Annotated in this window: 13 protein-coding genes; 11 read left to right on the top strand and 2 right to left on the bottom strand. The window is 48.8% G+C overall.

Annotation, left to right across the window (positions count from 1 at the left end; translation table 11 throughout):
- Positions 1-915: 915 nt before the first annotated feature.
- Together coaBC and AWM72_RS02135 are read left to right on the top strand one after the other, a co-directional pair.
- On the top strand, positions 916-2,121 hold the full coding sequence (coaBC, locus tag AWM72_RS02140; RefSeq protein ID WP_067972481.1) for a bifunctional phosphopantothenoylcysteine decarboxylase/phosphopantothenate--cysteine ligase CoaBC: 1,206 nt from the start codon (positions 916-918) through the stop codon (positions 2,119-2,121).
- Positions 2,122-2,148: 27 nt separating this feature from the next.
- Positions 2,149-2,580 (top strand): hypothetical protein, encoded by a 432-nt coding sequence (locus AWM72_RS02135; protein ID WP_067972478.1) that lies wholly within the window; start codon positions 2,149-2,151, stop codon positions 2,578-2,580.
- Between the two features lie 91 nt (positions 2,581-2,671).
- Here the strand turns inward: AWM72_RS02135 and AWM72_RS02130 are convergent, their stop codons facing one another.
- Positions 2,672-3,427 (bottom strand): SDR family NAD(P)-dependent oxidoreductase, encoded by a 756-nt coding sequence (locus AWM72_RS02130; RefSeq protein WP_067972475.1) that lies wholly within the window; start codon positions 3,425-3,427, stop codon positions 2,672-2,674.
- A gap of 994 nt (positions 3,428-4,421) precedes the next feature.
- Positions 4,422-4,994, bottom strand: coding sequence for a peptide deformylase (def, locus tag AWM72_RS02125; protein ID WP_067972472.1), 573 nt, complete (start codon positions 4,992-4,994; stop codon positions 4,422-4,424).
- Between the two features lie 507 nt (positions 4,995-5,501).
- On the opposite strand from def, the gene pdhA reads away from it, so the two are divergent.
- From pdhA to AWM72_RS02080, 9 genes are all read left to right on the top strand, one after another.
- Complete coding sequence (pdhA, locus tag AWM72_RS02120; RefSeq protein ID WP_067972467.1) at positions 5,502-6,605, top strand: pyruvate dehydrogenase (acetyl-transferring) E1 component subunit alpha; 1,104 nt, start codon at positions 5,502-5,504, stop codon at positions 6,603-6,605.
- A 2-nt stretch (positions 6,606-6,607) separates the two neighbouring features.
- Positions 6,608-7,600 carry an alpha-ketoacid dehydrogenase subunit beta gene (locus AWM72_RS02115; RefSeq protein ID WP_067972464.1) on the top strand — a complete coding sequence of 331 codons (993 nt, stop codon included), beginning with the start codon at positions 6,608-6,610 and terminating at the stop codon, positions 7,598-7,600.
- A 114-nt stretch (positions 7,601-7,714) separates the two neighbouring features.
- Positions 7,715-9,367: a 2-oxo acid dehydrogenase subunit E2 gene (locus AWM72_RS02110; RefSeq protein WP_067972461.1), complete on the top strand. Its 1,653-nt coding sequence runs from the start codon at positions 7,715-7,717 to the stop codon at positions 9,365-9,367.
- A gap of 11 nt (positions 9,368-9,378) precedes the next feature.
- On the top strand, positions 9,379-10,791 hold the full coding sequence (lpdA, locus tag AWM72_RS02105; RefSeq protein ID WP_067972458.1) for a dihydrolipoyl dehydrogenase: 1,413 nt from the start codon (positions 9,379-9,381) through the stop codon (positions 10,789-10,791).
- A gap of 895 nt (positions 10,792-11,686) precedes the next feature.
- Positions 11,687-11,956 carry a UPF0223 family protein gene (locus AWM72_RS02100; RefSeq protein WP_067972454.1) on the top strand — a complete coding sequence of 90 codons (270 nt, stop codon included), beginning with the start codon at positions 11,687-11,689 and terminating at the stop codon, positions 11,954-11,956.
- A gap of 12 nt (positions 11,957-11,968) precedes the next feature.
- Complete coding sequence (locus AWM72_RS02095) at positions 11,969-12,766, top strand: inositol monophosphatase family protein (RefSeq protein ID WP_067972451.1); 798 nt, start codon at positions 11,969-11,971, stop codon at positions 12,764-12,766.
- Positions 12,767-13,159: 393 nt separating this feature from the next.
- Entirely contained in the window at positions 13,160-15,001 is a 1,842-nt protein-coding gene (gene typA, locus AWM72_RS02090; RefSeq protein ID WP_067972449.1) for a translational GTPase TypA, read from the top strand.
- Between the two features lie 999 nt (positions 15,002-16,000).
- Positions 16,001-16,318, top strand: a complete 318-nt coding sequence (locus AWM72_RS02085) for a DUF1507 family protein (protein WP_067972446.1) — start codon at positions 16,001-16,003, stop codon at positions 16,316-16,318.
- Complete coding sequence (locus tag AWM72_RS02080) at positions 16,296-17,513, top strand: FtsW/RodA/SpoVE family cell cycle protein (protein WP_143485095.1); 1,218 nt, start codon at positions 16,296-16,298, stop codon at positions 17,511-17,513. The genes AWM72_RS02085 and AWM72_RS02080 overlap by 23 nt, the downstream gene beginning before the upstream one ends.
- The last annotated feature ends 43 nt before the right edge of the window (positions 17,514-17,556 follow it).

Raw genomic sequence — 17,556 nt, 5'->3', positions numbered from 1 at the left:
GGCAGAAACGGACAAAAGGGCAGGTGCTATGTCCGTAACTCAGGTAGTAACGGACAAAAGGGTAGGTGATATGTCCGTAACTCAGGCGGAAACGGACAAAAGGGTAGGTGATATGTCCGTAACTCAGGCGGAAACGGACAAAAGGGCAGGCGATATGTCCGTATCTTAGCCAGAAACTGTTCCAAGGCAAAAGAAAAGGCAGTAACTCAGTCAGAAACTGCAACATCGCAAGAGAAGATGCAGTATCTCGGTCAGAAACTGCAATATCGTAAGGGAAGATGCAGTATCTCGGCAAGAAACTGCAACATCGTAAGAGAAGATGCAGTATCTCGGTTAGAACCTGCAATATCGTAAGGGAAGATGCAGTATCTCGGTTAGAACCTGCAATATCGTAAGAGAAGATGCAGTATCTCAGCAAGAAACTGCCACATCGTAAGAGAAGATGCAGTATCTCGGTCAGAAACTGCCAGATCGCAAGAGAAGATGCAGTATCTCGGTTAGAAACTGCCACATCGTAAGAGAAGATGCAGTATCTCAGCAAGAAACTGCCAGATCGCAAGAGAAGAGGCAGTATCCCAGCAAGAAGCTGCCACATCATAAGAGAAGAGGCAGTATCCTGGTTATTCGCTATCAAATCCAGAGGGCTAATCATTTACAAACGGCATTAACGGAAGGAATAATGCCGAATCGCGACTCCAAACGGCATTAGCAAGTGAGATGATGCCGGATTGCGACTCTAAATGGCATTAGTAAAGGAGATAATACCGGTTTCTAGCCAGTAGCGTCCTTTTGATCAAAAAATATGCACCTAACAGGTAGACTAACGCTAATCAAGGCAGCGTCGTTTTTTATTGGGGCTGGAAGGGATCTGTGCTATACTTTAAGCAAATTATCCAATGAAGATGGAGGGGTTGTGTGTTAACAGGTAAACAGATTGCAGTGGTTGTGACCGGGGGGATTGCGGCTTATAAGGTGCCGGGCTTGGTGCGGCGCTTGATCAAAGCGGGGGCTTCGGTGCGAGTGGCCCTGACGCCGGCTGCGGAGCGCTTCGTGACGGCAGAGACCTTGGAAGTTCTGACCAAGTATCCGGTCTTAAGAGAAGGGGTGGCCTATCCTGATCCGGTGGCCCATATTGCCTTAGCGGACTGGGCGGATGTGAGCGTGGTGGTGCCGGCGACTGCCAACAGCCTGGGGAAAATGGCTCAGGGACTGGCGGACAATGAGGCACTGAGCAGTCTCCTGGCCAACCAGGGCCCCGTCGTCTTCGTGCCAGCTATGAATCATAAGATGTGGGCGAATGCGGCGGTCCAAAGAAATGTGGCCCGCCTGAGAGCAGATGGGCATTACGTCCTGGAACCTGGCTATGGCTTCCTGGCTGAGGGCTATGAGGGCAAGGGACGGATGCCGGAGATTGAAGAAATTCATGCGGGCATTGAGGCCTTCTTCGCCTGCCAAAATCTGGACCGGCCCCTGGACCTGACTGGCCAACGCCTAGTCATCAGCGCCGGGGGAACGGAGGAGCCGCTCGACCCCGTCCGCTACCTGTCTAATCGCTCGTCGGGAAAGATGGGCACGGCCCTCGCCCATGTGGCCCTCCTAGCTGGCGCTCAGGTGACCCTGGTTCAGACGCCCTCAGCGCAAAGCCTGCCGGCCCTGCCTGGCATTACAACCCGCCAGGTCACGACCGCCCAAGAGCTTTACACGGCCATGCATGAGGAGATCCAGAGCGCGGACATCCTCGTGATGGCGGCGGCTGTGAGCGACTACCGGGCAGCCCAGGCTTCTGAGCAAAAGATTAAAAAACAGGACCAAGCCCAGGGCCTCCAGCTCGATTTAGCGGAGAATCCAGATATCCTGGCCAGCCTGCCTAAAGACCAGGCCTTTGTGATCGGCTTTGCGGCGGAGACCCAGCATGTCGTGGACTATGCCCGGCAGAAACTAGAAAAGAAAGGCGCTCATATGATTGTCGCCAACGATGTCAGCCAGGCCGGGATTGGTTTTGCGAGTGAGGACAATGCGGTCCAGATCGTGACCCCGACGGACGTCCTAGCAGTAGCCAAGCAGTCCAAGTATGGCATCGCGGCCCACATCTTAGCTCAAGCCCTCAAGGAAAGAAAATAAGCACTAAGCACAAGGAGGTTCTTTTGTATGAAGACACTCAAAGCTTTGAAAGTTTGTAATTTCTTACCACTGATTTACTTTGGACTCCTAGGCCTGGCCTTCGCTGGCCTGCCCGCTGTGGCTTCGCTAGTTGGCGAAGGCGGCTTCATGGATGGCTGGATTGGTCTAGCCTTCACCTTAGCTCTGGGATCCGGCTTCTCTATGGCCATCTGGACCCTGGTCAGCCTGACCTTGACCGCCTGGCTCCTCCTTCGAGGCAAGAAAAATAAGCACCGGCCCCTCTACCGGCAGGGCCTCCTCAGTCTAGTCCTGGCTGGCCTGTATTTTGCTAGCTTCGGTATTGTAGACCGACTCTTAGCGATTTTTGGCCAAGACCAGACCTGGCCCTTGAACCTGGTTTATTTTGTGGTCCTCATCTTTAGCCTCATCCTAGCTTGGCCCCATAACCGCGCCATGTAGATACAAAAGAAAACAGCCTTCCCCCAATCGCTAGTCTGATTGGCGGAAGGCTTTTAGTTTGTTTAGATGAGTTAAATTTTTTTCAAAGGCGCTAAACGGCTGTGTAGCCCCCGTCGACCTTGACATCTGAGCCGGTGATGAAGGAAGCGTCGTCGGAAGCGAGGAAGAGGATGGCAGCAGACACTTCATCCACTTCACCCATGCGTTTGATGGGGTGCATGTTAGCCAATTCTTTGCGGATTTCTGGGGCAACGGTTTCGGTCAGTGGTGTATTAATGTAGGCTGGGCAGACCATGTTGCAGCGGATGCCTTGGTCAGCATAATCGGTCCCCACTTGCTTGGTCAGCATTTGGATGCCGCCCTTGGTTGTGGCATAAGCAGTCAGGCCTTCACGCGCCACATGGGAGTGGATAGACCCGATATTGACGATGGACCCACCATTGCCTTGTTTGAGGAATTGTTCAACCGCGAATTTATTCGCATAGAAGGTCCCGTCGAGGTTGATCGAGCGAACTTTTTTATAGTCTTCGACAGAAAGGTCAGCAATCTTCGCTTCAATATTGATACCGGCATTGGCCACCACACTGTCCAACTTGCCGTACTGGTCGACAGCCGCCTGGATCATCTTGCGGTTGTCTGCTTCTTGGCTGGAGTCAGCATGGACAAAAATCGCCTCGCCGCCAGCTTCTTTGATCTCGTCGACCACACGTTGGCCCTCTTCGTCATTAATGTCAGCCACCACAACTTGGGCAGATTCTTCGGCAAAGGACTTCGCAGCCTTCTCACCAATCCCCGATGCAGCGCCAGTGACAATGACGACTTTATCAACAAAACGATTATAAGACATAAAACATTCCTCCTTAGTTTACATAGGGTGTTTTCATTCTTACATCCTACATTTTCACCATAAAATAGATTCTTCCGATTTTAAAATGTTTTTAATTGGAAATAGTTTACACCTATATATGGAAAAGAGATTAAGCGTGTTTGGAAATAGTTAGCTGCCCTCTGTTAGCAAGTAGGCTGGCGGGAACTTGCGAATGCGGCCTTCATTAACAAGTCGGGCAGCGGTAACTTCTTTTTTTAGCGGATGACTCTGTTCGCCGTCCGCTCTCAAATGCCTGATTGATCCCTTATTATTGAAAATTTATTGAAAGGACTATTGGAAGAGCTATCGGAACCTGTCAACCCACAATTAAGACGCGCGAGTGTGAGTAAAGGAATGCCAACATTCAATCGGACAGGTCGAGTGTGGCTTGCTACAGAAGAACCCACACTCGCAGCTTCTAAGTGAGGCTTGCTAGCCACCAACACACAATCGGATCCCCCGAGTGTGGATTAGTAAATAGGAAGACACACTCGTAAGACCCAATTGTGGCTTGAGTAGATAAAATAATCTCCACAAGACGGCCCCGCCGTCTTGAACCTTAACAAAGCTAATATTCAAATTAAAAAGCAGAACAGATGCTCACCCCCCCATTAAAAATCATTGCATTAAAAAAGCTGGAGTGAAATCCAGCTTTTTTATCGGTCACAAAAGTCAGCGTACTGACTTTTGTCACATTCTATAATTGGGTTTGAATTGGCCCTCACACCTTGTCTAGTCGGGTTCGCAAAGGCAGAAAAGGAGTGACTTCAGCAAAAGGGAACGACCGGCTAAAGCCGCTCTTATCCCTTTGCCTCCAGTCATCCTTTTCTGAACGCCTTTGCTCACACCCTGTCTAGTCGGGTTCGAGGATGCAGAAAGGGCTCCTCTTCATAAAAGTCCGTCGAAGGCCTTCAGCCTTCTCTGTCCTTTTACTCCAGAGCTCCCTTTCTCCCGCATCCTCTCACACCCTTTCTTAAAATTCTTCCCCTAATACAAATGAGTTCTGGTCGAGGGAGAAGGGGGCGTCTTGGTTGATGTGGTCGTAGTAGAGGATGCCGTTGAGGTGGTCGATTTCGTGTTGGAGGACGATGGCGGGGTAGCCTTTGAAGCGTTTTTTGTGCTCATTGCCTTCTAGGTCTTGGTAGCGGAGGGTGATGCGCGCATAGCGGGGCACATAGCCGGGGACGTCTTGGTCGACGGACAGGCAGCCTTCGCCACTCGGTAGGGCCACTTTTTCTAGGGAGTGGCTGAGGATGCGCGGGTTGCAGACGACTTCTTCCATTATAATCTTGCCGTCTGGATCTTCCAGGTCAGGGATGAGGACGGCAGTCATTTGCTTGGAGACATTGACTTGGGGAGCAGCCAAGCCGACGCCTGCACGGAGGCCGTATTTTTCAGCGATTTCTTCATCTTGGCTGTTGTGCAGGTAGTCCATCAAGTCTTGGGCGAAGGCGCGGTCCTCGTCAGTCAGAGGGAAGGTCACTTTCTCAGCGGTTTTGCGCAGGGTGGGGTGGCCGTCCCGGATAATATCATCCATTGTAATCATATTGGTATAACATCCTTTCTAGTCTAGTAAATGTCTTCCCCTCATTATACCGTTAAAGCCGGCAAATGTTTAGCGCTTTTGCTTAATATTTAAGGCGAAAAAAACAGCTCAGGAAAAAGCTTTCAAAAGATATACTCGTGTAAACGCTTTAAATAGGCTGTTTTGACCCTTACCCCAGATCAGACTATAACAGATTGCCCAAAATGATTAGTACAGATTGATGATTTAATTTACAAATAAGAACAAAAACCGCATTTAAAGGCCTGAGATCATCGACTTATCTTGGAAATAAACTTTGTGAAAAAAGGCTCAAAGTATAGAAAAGACAGCCTTTTCATTAATTTTTCTGTACTATAAAAGAACTTTTGAGCCTTGAAGCTATAAGACTTGCTTTTTATGCGCTAAAATGATACTTTATAACAGAGGGCTGCGTTTGATTGATACAGAATCGAATGCACTTGATTTAAAACTGAAAGAATTTTTATTATAAGAGAGGAATGATTATAAATGGCTAAACAACCAGTAGATTATGCTGCGCAGTTGGAAGCAATTGACGAGCTTTTCCCAATGGTTCGTATCTTAGACGAAGAAGGGAAAGTCGTTAATGAAGAGATTATGCCTGATTTATCAGACGATGAATTAGTTGAATTAATGAAACGGATGGTGTTCTCTCGGACGCTTCACGAACGTTCAATGGCTTTGGCTAAGCAAGGACGTTTAGGTTTCTACGCACCCACCTATGGCCAAGAAGCTTCCCAAATGGCCAGCTCTTACGCTTTTGAAGAAGGTGACTGGTTATTCCCAGGCTATCGTGACGTTCCTCAATTAATCGCTAAAGGCTTGCCTATCTACAAGGGCTTCCTCTGGTCACGTGGACACGTTGAAGGGAACGACTACCCTGAAGACTTACACGCTATGCCACCACAAATCATTATCGGTGCTCAATTAATCCAAGCCATGGGTAATGCTGTTGGCCAAAAATTAAATGGTTCCGACAATGTGACTTATGTCTACACTGGTGACGGTGGTTCATCCCAAGGTGACTCTTATGAAGGCTGGAACTATGCAAGCCGCTACAAAGCACCAATCGTATTCTTCATCCAAAACAACGGCTTCGCTATCTCAACCCCACGCGAAAAACAATCCGCTGCTAAGACCTTAGCTCAAAAAGCTGTTGCAGCAGGTATCCCAGGGGTACAAGTTGACGGTAACGACGCCTTAGCTGTTTACGCTGTGGCTAAACAAGCCCGTGAATATGCCGCTGCTGGTAATGGTCCTGTCTTGATTGAAACCATCACCAACCGTTTAGGCGCTCACTCAACATCAGGTGACAACCCTAAACTTTACCGGACCGATGAAGATATCGAACTATGGACCGGCCGTGAACCTCTCTTACGTATGCGTAAGTTCATGGAAGACAAGGGTCTATGGAACGAAGACATGGAAACTGAATATGTTGACCAAGTGAAAGATGAAATCAAAGAAGCAATTCAAAAGGCAGAGGCTGCCCCACAACAAAAAGTTTCTGATTTCTTGAAGAATATGTTCGAAAACCCTGGTCAAAACATTAAAGAACAAATCGAACAATATGAAGCAAAGGAGAGTGAATAAGCATGGCTAAAAAGAACAACCGCAACAAAACAATGGTTGAAGCCGTTACAGAAGCGTTAGACCAAGAAATGGCACGCGATGAAAAAGTCTTAATCTTTGGTGAAGATGTAGGTAAAAACGGCGGTGTATTCCGTGCCACAACAGGCTTATACGACAAGTATGGTGAAGACCGTGTCAGCGATACACCTCTATCCGAATCAGGTATTGGTGGTTTAGCCATTGGTTTAGCTCTTCAAGGCTTCCGTCCCGTTATGGAAATCCAATTCTTCGGTTTCGTATTCGAAGTGATGGACTCAATCTCTGGCCAAATGGCACGTACCCGCTACCGTATGGGTGGGACTCGCCATATGCCTATTACCGTTCGTTCACCATTCGGCGGTGGCGTTCACACGCCTGAAATGCACGCGGACTCCCTTGAAGGCTTAATGGCTCAATCTCCAGGTTTGAAAGTGGTTATCCCATCAAGCCCATACGAAGCAAAAGGTCTCTTGACTGCTTCTATCCGCGACAATGACCCAGTTGTCTTCTTAGAACACATGAAACTTTACCGGTCATTCCGTGAAGAAGTCCCAGAAGAACAATACGAAATTGAATTGAACAAGGCCAATGTTGCCCGTGAAGGTAATGATGTAACTATCATCGCTTACGGCTACATGGTACGCGAAGCATTGAAGGCTGCTGACGCCCTTGAAAAAGACGGCATCTCAGCTGAAGTTATCGACTTACGTACCGTTCAACCTCTTGACATGGAAACTATCGGGGCTTCTGTTGACAAGACAGGCCGCGTGGTAATGGTTCAAGAAGCCCAACGTCAAGCTGGCGTGGGTAACCAAGTGATTGCTGAAATTTCACAACGCAATATCTTGAGCTTACAAGCACCTATCCAATTCGTATCTGCTGCAGATACTGTCTTCCCATTTGGTTTAGCCGAAAACGTTTGGTTACCAAATGCCGAAGATATTCAAGAAGCAGTGAAGAAAGCAACTCAATTCTAATAGCTTAAGGACGCTTGGTAGCGGTTAGGGGAACTTAACCGCTCTGAGCTTTATCATCAAATAAGGACAGCTTTTGAACAGGTATTGAGAGATAGAAGGGAAGAAATTCAAACTATGGCTTATATTTTTAATATGCCCGATGTCGGCGAAGGTATGGCAGAAGGCGAAATCGTTGCATGGGACGTCAAAGTCGGCGACGAAGTTCAAGAAGAAGATACACTCGTAGAAATCCAAAATGATAAATCTGTTGAAGAAATTACTTCTCCTGTTACAGGGAAAGTAACCAAGCTTTACTATGAAGAAGGCGACTTGGCAATGGTCGGCGAACCATTGATCGCATTCGAAGGGGAAGGCTTAGAAGATAACGAAGCAGAAGCTGCTCCAGCTTCAACCCCAGAATCCCCAGCCCAAGAAGAAAAAGCTGAAGACCCAGCTTCATCCAACAAGGGTGGCGGCTCCTACTACAAATTCCGCTTACCAGACGTTGGTGAAGGGATGGCAGAAGGTGAAATCGTTTCTTGGTTAGTTTCTGAAGGCGACGAAATCACTGAAGAAGACTCCCTCGTTGAAATCCAAAACGACAAGTCTGTTGAAGAAGTAGCTTCACCAGTTGCTGGTACGGTTAAGAAGATCTTAGTTGAAGCAGGCACCATCGCTAATGTTGGGGATGTTTTAGCTGAAATCGACTCACCAGAACACAATGGCGAAGATGATGGGGCAGAAGATACCTCAACGCCTTCACAACCTGCTCAAGAAGCTAAGGCTGACGAAGGTAATGATGACGCAACAGGTGGCGCAGCTTCAGCACCAGCTACAGCTGATCCAAACCGTGTCATCCAAGCCATGCCTTCTGTTCGTAAATATGCACGCGACAAAGGCGTTGACATCAGCTTAGTAAACGGCACCGGTAAGAACGGCCAAATTACCCGTGATGACATCGACAACTTCGATCCAAACGCTCAAGCTGCAAGCAGCCAAGAAGCTAGCCAAGAAGCAGCTCCAGCTAAGGAAGAAAAAGCAGCTAAGAAATCACCTGCTCCAGCGCCAACTGTTTCTAACGAAGACTTGGTTGAACGCGTTAAGATCTCACCAATGCGTCGGATCATCTCTGAATCCATGACCACTTCTAAGTTTACTGCACCTCAAGTATCCCTCTTCATGGACGTTGAAGTGTCTAAACTTTGGGATCATCGTAAGAAATTCAAGGGCATCGCTGCAGAACGTGATGTGAAGTTAACCTTCTTACCTTATGTGGTGAAAGCCTTAGTTGCTGCAGTTAAGAAATACCCAATGCTTAACGCATCAATCGACGAAGAAAACCGCGAATACATCCTTAAGAAATACTATAACGTAGGGATTGCAACAGATACTGACAATGGTTTATTCGTTCCAAATATCAAGAACGCTAACCAAAAATCAATGTTTGAAATTGCTAACGAAATCAACGAAAAAGCTGCCAAAGCTCACGCTGGTGAATTAACCAACGAAGAAATGGGCGACGGTACCATTACAATTTCTAACATCGGTTCAGCTGGTGGCGAATTCTTCACTCCAATCCTTAACTTCCCAGAAGTTGCTATCTTAGGTTTCGGTGCCATCAAGCAAGAACCTGTTGTCAACGATGAAGGCGAATTAGCAGTTGGCCGCGTCTTGAAACTTTCCTTAACCTTCGACCACCGTATTGTCGACGGGGCTGTAGGTCAACGTTGCTTGAACGAAGTCGCTCGCTTATTGTCAGAACCAGAATTGCTGTTAATGGAAGGATAGGTTGATAAAATATGGTAGTAGGAGCAATGGCAATTGAATTAGATACAGTCGTTATCGGTTCAGGCCCTGGTGGCTATGTGGCAGCAATCCGCGCTGCCCAAAAAGGCCAAAAGGTTACAGTTATCGAACGTGAATTCCTCGGTGGGGTCTGCTTAAACGTTGGCTGTATTCCTTCTAAAGCCTTGATCCAAGCAGGTCACGCTTACCATTCTGCCTTAGAAGGCGCAGAAGTTTTCGGTGTGACAACTGAAGGAACAAACTTAGACTTTACCAAGACCCAAGATTGGAAAGACAACCAAGTCGTTAAGAAAATGACTGACGGGATTGGCTTCCTCTTCAAGAAGAACAAGATCGATGTGGTATGGGGCGAAGCTTATATCAACAACGATAAAGAGTTAACTATTACCGGTGAGGGCGACGAACATCAATTGTACACTTACAACAACTTGATCGTTGCTACTGGGTCAACCCCAATCGAAATCCCAGGCTTCAAGTTCGGTGGTAACATTGTGGACTCAACAGGGGCCTTAGCTTTTGAAGAAGTTCCAGAAAAACTTCTAGTGATCGGTGGTGGCGTGGTAGGTTCTGAATTAGGTTCTGCCTACGCTAACCTCGGTTCTGAAGTCACCATCCTTGAAGGGTCTCCACAACTCTTACCAGGTTTTGAAAAAGACATGGTGAAAGTTGTTCAAAAAGACATGAAGAAAAAAGGTATGAAGGTCATCACCAACGGGATGGCTAAAGAAGCTACAGACAACGGCGACTCTGTAACCGTTAAATACGAAGAAAAAGGCAAAGAAAAAGAAATTACCGTTTCTAAAGTTCTCGTATCTGTTGGCCGCCGTCCAAATACGGCTGAAATCGGCCTTCAAGCAGCAGGCGTTGAAATGGACGACCGCGGCTTAGTCAAGGTTGACGAACAAGGCCGGACCAGCGTGAAGAACATCTACGCCATCGGTGATATCGTGCCAGGCTTAGCCCTTGCCCACAAGGCTTCTTACGAAGGGATCGTAGCTGCTGAAGCCATCGCTGGGGAAAATGCAATTGTTGACTACAAGTCAATGCCTTCAATTGCTTATACTGATCCAGAATTGGCAAGCTACGGCTTAACCGAAGCTGACGCTAAGGAAAAAGGCTTGGATGTACACTCCTTCAAATTCCCATTCGGTGGGAACGGCCGTGCCGTATCTATGGCTAACGCAGACGGTTTCGTTCGCTTAGTCGCTACTAAGGACAACAACATTATCGTTGGTGGCCAAGTGGTTGGACCTAACGCATCGGATGCTGCTGCTGAAATTGGCTTAGCCATTGAATCTGGCATGACAGCTGAAGATATTGCCTTGACGGTTCACGGTCACCCAACCTTGAATGAGGCGATCAAGGACTGTGCAGAAGGTCTTTTAGGCCAAGCTATCCACGCTTAATCTCATTAAGCAAACAAAAAATTGATTCTATACACAAAAAAGAGCCTGATCTTGGGCTCTTTTTTAATGGGGATTGGGATAATTTTTCATATAGATGGTGCTAGTGAGCATGCGTTCCGCTTTTGAATTTGGTCCTTGAAGAGCCATGGCACCGGCTCGAGCCAAGGTCTCTCGCCTAGAAAATCTCAAACGGAGCGTACGGCTAAAGTCTACGCTCCGTAATTCGTTTTACTTGCTTTTCATGGCTAAGGACCAACTTCAACGCTCCACTCCTGCTCATGAAATGAACTGAATATATTAATAATTAACCCGTACTATTAAATAAAGAGCAAGTTTTTGGTTTGAAATGAAAGTAGAGTCTTCTTGCTTAATGGTTCGCTATTAACTTTAAGGGATCTGCTATAGGAGAAGGATTGCATGGTGAGCATGCGTTCCGTCTTGAGTTTGATCGTTAAAGAGCCGTGGAACCGGTGAGAGCCAAGGTCTCTCACCTAGCAAGCTTCAAAGGGCTAGTACGGCTAGCGCCTACTATCCCTAATTCACATTGCTTTCTTTTCATGGCTAACGATCAAACTCAAGCTCCACTCCTGCTAACGACATGAACTGAATATATTAATAATTAACCTGTACTATTAAATAAAGAGCGAGTTTTTGGTTTGAAATGGAAGTAGAGTCTTCTTGCTTAATGGTGCGCTATTGACTTTAAGGGATCTGCTATAGGAGAAGGATAGTATTATGGTGAGAATGCGTTGGCCTAGTACGGCTGTCGCCTACTATATTTTTCTCCCTGGCCAACTTTCAAACTGTCTTTCTCCCAGGCTAAGCCGCTTTCTGCCATAGTGGTCTGTTTTCTGCTATAATAGAGGCAAATAGTGTGCTGAAGGGGGAGATTTGGATGGGTTATGCTTACCCACTGGATATGTCTTGGTCGACGGAGGAGATGACGATGGTGGTGGAGTTTTTCCATGCGGTGGAGCTTGCCTATGAGGGCGGGGTGGACCGTGCGGATTTGATGGCGGCTTACCGGACTTTTAAGGAAGTGGTGCCGTCGAAGATGGAGGAGAAGCAGTTGGGCAATGCCTTTGAGAAGGTGTCGTCTTATAATGTGTATCGGACCATGCAGAAGGCCAAGGCGACGGAGGCCGGCCGCGTGACCATGCCTTAAGGAGGAAGTTAAATGGAAAGACAAGCAATTGAAGACTTAGTCCACGGCTGGGTGATGGCGGCGGCTGACCATATCCGCCAAGCGATGGACCAGCCGCTGACAGTGAATGAGAAGTCCAGCCACCAGGATATTGTGACCAATCTGGACCAGGAGACGGAGCGCTACTTGCGCGAGCAGATCCAGACCCACTTCCCGGATGATCGGATTATTGGCGAAGAGGGGGAGGGCCAGCAGTCGGATAGCCTGGAAGGGACCGTGTGGATTATTGACCCTATCGACGGAACCGCGAATTTCTACGGCCAGGGCCGCCACTTCGCCATTATGCTGGGGCGCTATGTGGATGGGGAAGGCCAGTTTGGCGTGATCTACGATGTGATGGCGGATGACTATGTGTCTGCCTGGCAGGGCCAGGGGGTGACCTGGAATGGCCAGCCTTTCGAGAAGCCTTTTGACGACAAGCCCCTGCGCGAGGGTCTGATTGCGGGGAACGGCAGCTACGCCCTCCACAATACCCACCGCATCCAGGACTTCATTGACCAGGCGCTAGGCTTTAGGATCTACGGCTCGGCCGGTTTGCAGGTTCTCTATGTGCTGCGCGGGGATCTTTTACTCTACTTCTCACCTAAGTTAGCTCCCTGGGATGTGGCCGCCGGTGCTGTTATTGCCCGTGAGGCAGGGCTCAGTTTCAGCCAGTTCGACGGCAGCCGCTTGGACCTCCTCCACAAGGGTTCGGGCGTGATCGGTTATCCCTCGGCCTACCAACAATTTGTCAAGTACCTGGCCGTTGAAGCCGCCTGGGATAAAATGTAAAAATCCCTAATAATTCCTAGGCAAGGCCTGGTAATAGTGATAAAATGATAAAGCAGATTTTTTGGAGCTTTATGATCTTGTGATAGTGCTGGTGATTGTGCTAGTGAGCCTTCGTTACGCTTTTGAATTTGGTCGTTAAAAAGCCATGGCACCGGTTCGGGCCAAGGTCCCTCACCTAGCGAGCTTCAAAGGGCTAGTACGGCTAGCGCCTACTATCCCTAATTCACATCGCTTGCTTTTCATGGCTAACGACCAATTTCAACGCTCCACTACTGCTCAAAAGTAGATGATATAAAAACTGTTCTTGATCATTAATCACTAACGCTAAAAGTAGAGAAGCAATTTTTGACCAGATAATAATAGAAGCAAATAGAAAAAGGAGTTAAGACATCAATGACAAAACGCGAAGATATTCGGAATGTCGCCATTATAGCCCACGTTGACCACGGGAAAACGACCCTGGTTAACCAGCTACTTGAAAATTCAGATACCTTAGATGAGCGGGCTCACTTAGATGAACGGGCCATGGATTCCAACGACCTGGAACGGGAACGTGGGATTACTATCCTCTCTAAGAACACAGCGGTTAACTACAAGGGCACCCGAGTGAATATCATGGACACCCCAGGGCACGCGGACTTCGGGGGTGAAGTGGAACGGATCATGACCATGGTTGACGGGGTTGTTCTGGTTGTGGATGCCTATGAAGGGACCATGCCACAGACTCGTTTTGTCCTCCAAAAAGCCTTCGAAGCTGGGAAGACGCCAATTGTGGTGGTGAATAAGATCGACAAGCCTGCTGCTCGCCCTATGGAAGTGGTGGATGAAGTTCTCGACCTCTTCATCGAGCTTGGTGCGGACGAAGACCAAATCGAGTTCCCAGTAGTTTACGCGTCAGCGATGAACGGGACTTCCAGCTATTCAGCTGACCCTGCTAAGCAAGAAAAAACGATGGCCCCAATCTTTGACGCCATCATCGAAAACGTGCCAGCCCCTGAAGACAACAAGGATGAACCGCTGCAATTCCAAGTCTGCATGCTGGACTATAACGACTATGTAGGCCGGATCGGGATTGGCCGGATCTTCCGCGGGTCTATCAGTGTGGGCGACCAAGTGACCTTGAACAAGTTGGACGGGACCAAGAAGAACTTCCGTGTGACGAAATTGTTAGGCTTCCTTGGCTTGGACCGGGTAGAGATCGACCATGCCGAAGCGGGCGACTTGATTGCGGTATCCGGGATGGAAGATATCTATGTGGGTGAAACCGTAACGGATACAGAGGTACAGGAAGCTTTCCCTCCACTGCGGATCGATGAACCAACCCTGCAAATGACCTTCATGACCAATAACTCACCTTTTGCGGGCCGGGAAGGGAAATTTGTGACCGCCCGTCAGATCGAAGAACGCTTGAAGTATGAGCTCCATACCGATGTGTCTCTGCGCGTAGAAGATACGCCTGAGCCTGACCAATGGATCGTTTCCGGCCGGGGGGAACTCCACCTGTCCATCTTGATTGAAAACATGCGCCGGGAAGGTTTCGAACTCCAAGTGTCACGGCCGGAAGTAATTATCCGTGAGATCGACGGGATCAAGCAAGAGCCTTTTGAATCGGTACAAATCGATACGCCTGAAGAATACCAAGGGAGCGTGATTGATTCCTTGAACCAACGTAAGGGGCAAATGTTGGATATGGTGAATGAAGGTCGCGGGACGGTGCGCTTGAACTATTTAGTGCCTGCCCGTGGGATGATCGGCTACGGCACCCAATTCGTGACCATGACACACGGTTACGGGATCATGAACCACAGCTTCGATTCTTATCAACCTCTGATTAATGCTGAAATCGGCGGCCGCCGCAATGGCTCTCTGGTCTCTACGGAAACCGGCAAGGCTACCACTTATGGCATCATGAACGTGGAAGACCGCGGGACTATTTTCGTCCACCCAGGGACTGAAGTTTATGAAGGCATGGTTGTCGGCGAAAATGCTCGGGAAGAAGACATCGACGTCAACATCGTCCGGGCCAAGAACCTGACCAACGTGCGGTCTGCAACCAAGGACCAAACTGCGACTATCAAGGAACCTCGCGTCCTGAACCTGGAACAATCGCTGGAATTCATGGATGACGACGAACTCTGCGAAGTTACCCCAGAAACCGTCCGTGTCCGCAAACGCATCCTCAACAAGAGCGAACGCGCCCGCTACAACAAGCGCAAGAAAAAAGCAGAAAATTAAGCAAGAACCGGTAGGAAGTGGAGGGATGAGCTCCACTTCCTGCTTTTTATTTGGGGATTGTGCTGGTGAGCATCCGTTCCGTCTTGAGAGTGATCCTAAGATTTTAGAAGGACAAGACGGCTGGGGCCGCCTTGTCTTTTATCCTAGGTCGCTAGTGCTTCTGGGGCTAGAGGGGTACTGTTTTTTTGGTTAGAAACTGCATTGTCGTGCGAGAAGATGCAGTAAAGAGCCGAGAAACTGCATTAACGTGAGGGAAGATGCAGTAAGTCGTCGAGAAACTGCATTGTCGTAGGAGAAGATGCAGTTTCTCCAAGATACGGCAATCCTGGTGCCATAACGGACACATTACTGGATCTTTTGTCGGTAACTCGTTCCGCAAGCGCCAAAAGGTTTGGAATATGTCGGTAACTCGTGTCGCAAGCGACAAAACGTTCGAGATATGTCGTTATCCCGGGTCGCAAGCGACAGAAGATATTAGATATGTCGGTAACTCGTTCCGCAAACGACAGAAGGCTTTAGATATGTCGCTATCTCGACTCATAGGGCCATTGACCAGCCACATCCTAGCAAACAGTCGCCAGATCCAAGTTCAGGCACGCCAACCAGCAAGACCATTTCTGCTCAAGCGAATAAAATCCCGAAAACTAACAAGCTTCTCATCAAGTTATGGTATAATTTCAAGTATATATGCTTAATAAAGGATTCTTTGCCATTTAATGTTGGTGCTAGTAATTAAAGTATAATTTTTTCTATTTATTCCTATACTGTGCACTTGTGAGCAGTAGTGGAGCTTTGAATTTGATCGTTAGCCATGAAATAGCAAGCGATGTGAATTAGGGATAGTCGGCGCTAGCCGTTACTAGCCCTTTGAAGCTCGCTAGGTGAGGGACCTTGGCCCGAACCGGTGCCATGGCTCTTAACGATCAAATTCAAAAGCGGAACGAATGCTCACCAACACCATGTGGTAAAAATCTAATAAAAAGAAGGAGGGGATAGCGAATGGATATCGATCGGAAGCAAGCGGAAGAGATCTTGCTTCATGAAGCCCAACGCATCTCCCACTTAATCCTCAGTCAAAAGGAACACTTATGTTTTGCCCAGTGTCCGGCCTTTGAGGAGATTGTGGATACTCAGATGTATGGCTTCTCCAAGCAAGTCGCCTATGCGATTGCGATTGGTGCAATTTCGAAAGATAAGGGCCATCAAATTATTAAAGAATTGGAGAATACCCTGAACCAGGTTTATACGGAGATCTTCGAAGAGGGGCAGTTCTACCATGTAGAGGGGGACCACCGTGTCAACAGAAAAGACTCCTAAGTCTAAGACGCAAAAGGTCGCTTCGGCGCTGAGGAGGGCCTACCGGGAGATGAACCTATCGATCTTCCTGCCCTATGTGGTGCTCTCGATTATCGGTTTGATCATGGTCTTTACGGCTTCATCCTACCGGGCCATTTCGGAGGGCAATGACGTCTCCTACTATGTGGTCCGCCAGCTGGTCTTCATGGGTGTCGGTTTCGCCGTTGCCATGCTGATCTACCGGCTCCGGGTGACGGTCTTTCGCAGTCAAGCTTTCAAGAAGCTGGCCATTGCGGTCATCAGCCTGGCCCTGGTCTTCGTGCTCTTCTTTGGGGAGGAGATCAACGGGGCCAAGGGTTGGATCGACCTCTATGTGATCTCCATCCAACCGATTGAATTCGCCAAGCCGGTCCTGATCCTGCTCTTAGCGGACTATTTCAGCCGCTACCAAAAAGACTTCGCCCAGAATCCGGGCTGGAAGGGCTTCTTCAGGGTCCTCGGCCGCCATCCCTTAGTGCCTGCCGCCATCCTGGTCTGGCTGGGCATTGCCGTCCTCCTGCCCGATATCGGGGGCTTCGGCCTGCTTCTTGTTATTGCCAGTCTCATGGTGCTGGGGTCGGGGATATCGTCTAAGGTCGTCAAAGTGCTGAGCGGTCTGGCGGTCGCAGCCTATGCCGTCTTGGTCTTAGGCGCCCGCCTGGCCAATCATTTGGGCTGGTCTTCGGATAACTACCAAGTCCAGCGCCTGCTCAGCTTCGTGAATCCCTTTCCCGAAGCCCAGGGAATCGGCCACCAATTGGTCAATTCCTACTATGCCCTCAAGGGGGGCGGTCTCTTCGGCCGGGGCCTGGGGAATTCGGTCCAAAAGCTGGGCTACCTGCCAGAAGCCCACAACGACTTCATCATGGCCATCGTGGGCGAGGAGTTGGGGCTAGTTGGCCTGATCTTTATCCTGGGCCTCTACTTCTACCTCACCCTCTACCTCTACTACCGGGCCCAAAAAGCACGAAGCGTCTATATCCAAATGCTCTTAATTGGGCTGGCCTCTTATTTCCTGATCCAGGCTGTGATCAACCTGGGCGGGGTGACGGGGCTCCTGCCAATCACGGGGATTACCTTCCCCTTCATCTCATACGGCGGGTCCTCCATCCTCACCTCGGCCATCATGGTGGGCCTCGCCCTCTCAGCTGTAAGAGCAGACCAAAATAGAGTGTGACAAAAGTCGTTTAGCCCTGAATCACTGCAGCAAACTATGGGAG

Origin of the sequence: Aerococcus sanguinicola (assembly GCF_001543145.1) — a bacterium.
In the GTDB taxonomy this organism is placed as follows: Bacteria; Bacillota; Bacilli; order Lactobacillales; family Aerococcaceae; genus Aerococcus; species Aerococcus sanguinicola.
This window is presented reverse-complemented; position numbering and strand designations above follow the sequence as displayed.

Coding starts and splice junctions, on each gene's coding strand:
- AWM72_RS02135 (WP_067972478.1), top strand. CDS start 2,149: ATGAAGACACTCAAAGCTTTGAAAGTTTGTAATTTCTTACCACTGATT.
- AWM72_RS02130 (WP_067972475.1), bottom strand. CDS start 3,427: ATGTCTTATAATCGTTTTGTTGATAAAGTCGTCATTGTCACTGGCGCT.
- def (WP_067972472.1), bottom strand. CDS start 4,994: ATGATTACAATGGATGATATTATCCGGGACGGCCACCCCACCCTGCGC.
- pdhA (WP_067972467.1), top strand. CDS start 5,502: ATGGCTAAACAACCAGTAGATTATGCTGCGCAGTTGGAAGCAATTGAC.
- AWM72_RS02115 (WP_067972464.1), top strand. CDS start 6,608: ATGGCTAAAAAGAACAACCGCAACAAAACAATGGTTGAAGCCGTTACA.
- AWM72_RS02110 (WP_067972461.1), top strand. CDS start 7,715: ATGGCTTATATTTTTAATATGCCCGATGTCGGCGAAGGTATGGCAGAA.
- lpdA (WP_067972458.1), top strand. CDS start 9,379: ATGGTAGTAGGAGCAATGGCAATTGAATTAGATACAGTCGTTATCGGT.
- AWM72_RS02100 (WP_067972454.1), top strand. CDS start 11,687: ATGGGTTATGCTTACCCACTGGATATGTCTTGGTCGACGGAGGAGATG.
- AWM72_RS02095 (WP_067972451.1), top strand. CDS start 11,969: ATGGAAAGACAAGCAATTGAAGACTTAGTCCACGGCTGGGTGATGGCG.
- typA (WP_067972449.1), top strand. CDS start 13,160: ATGACAAAACGCGAAGATATTCGGAATGTCGCCATTATAGCCCACGTT.
- AWM72_RS02085 (WP_067972446.1), top strand. CDS start 16,001: ATGGATATCGATCGGAAGCAAGCGGAAGAGATCTTGCTTCATGAAGCC.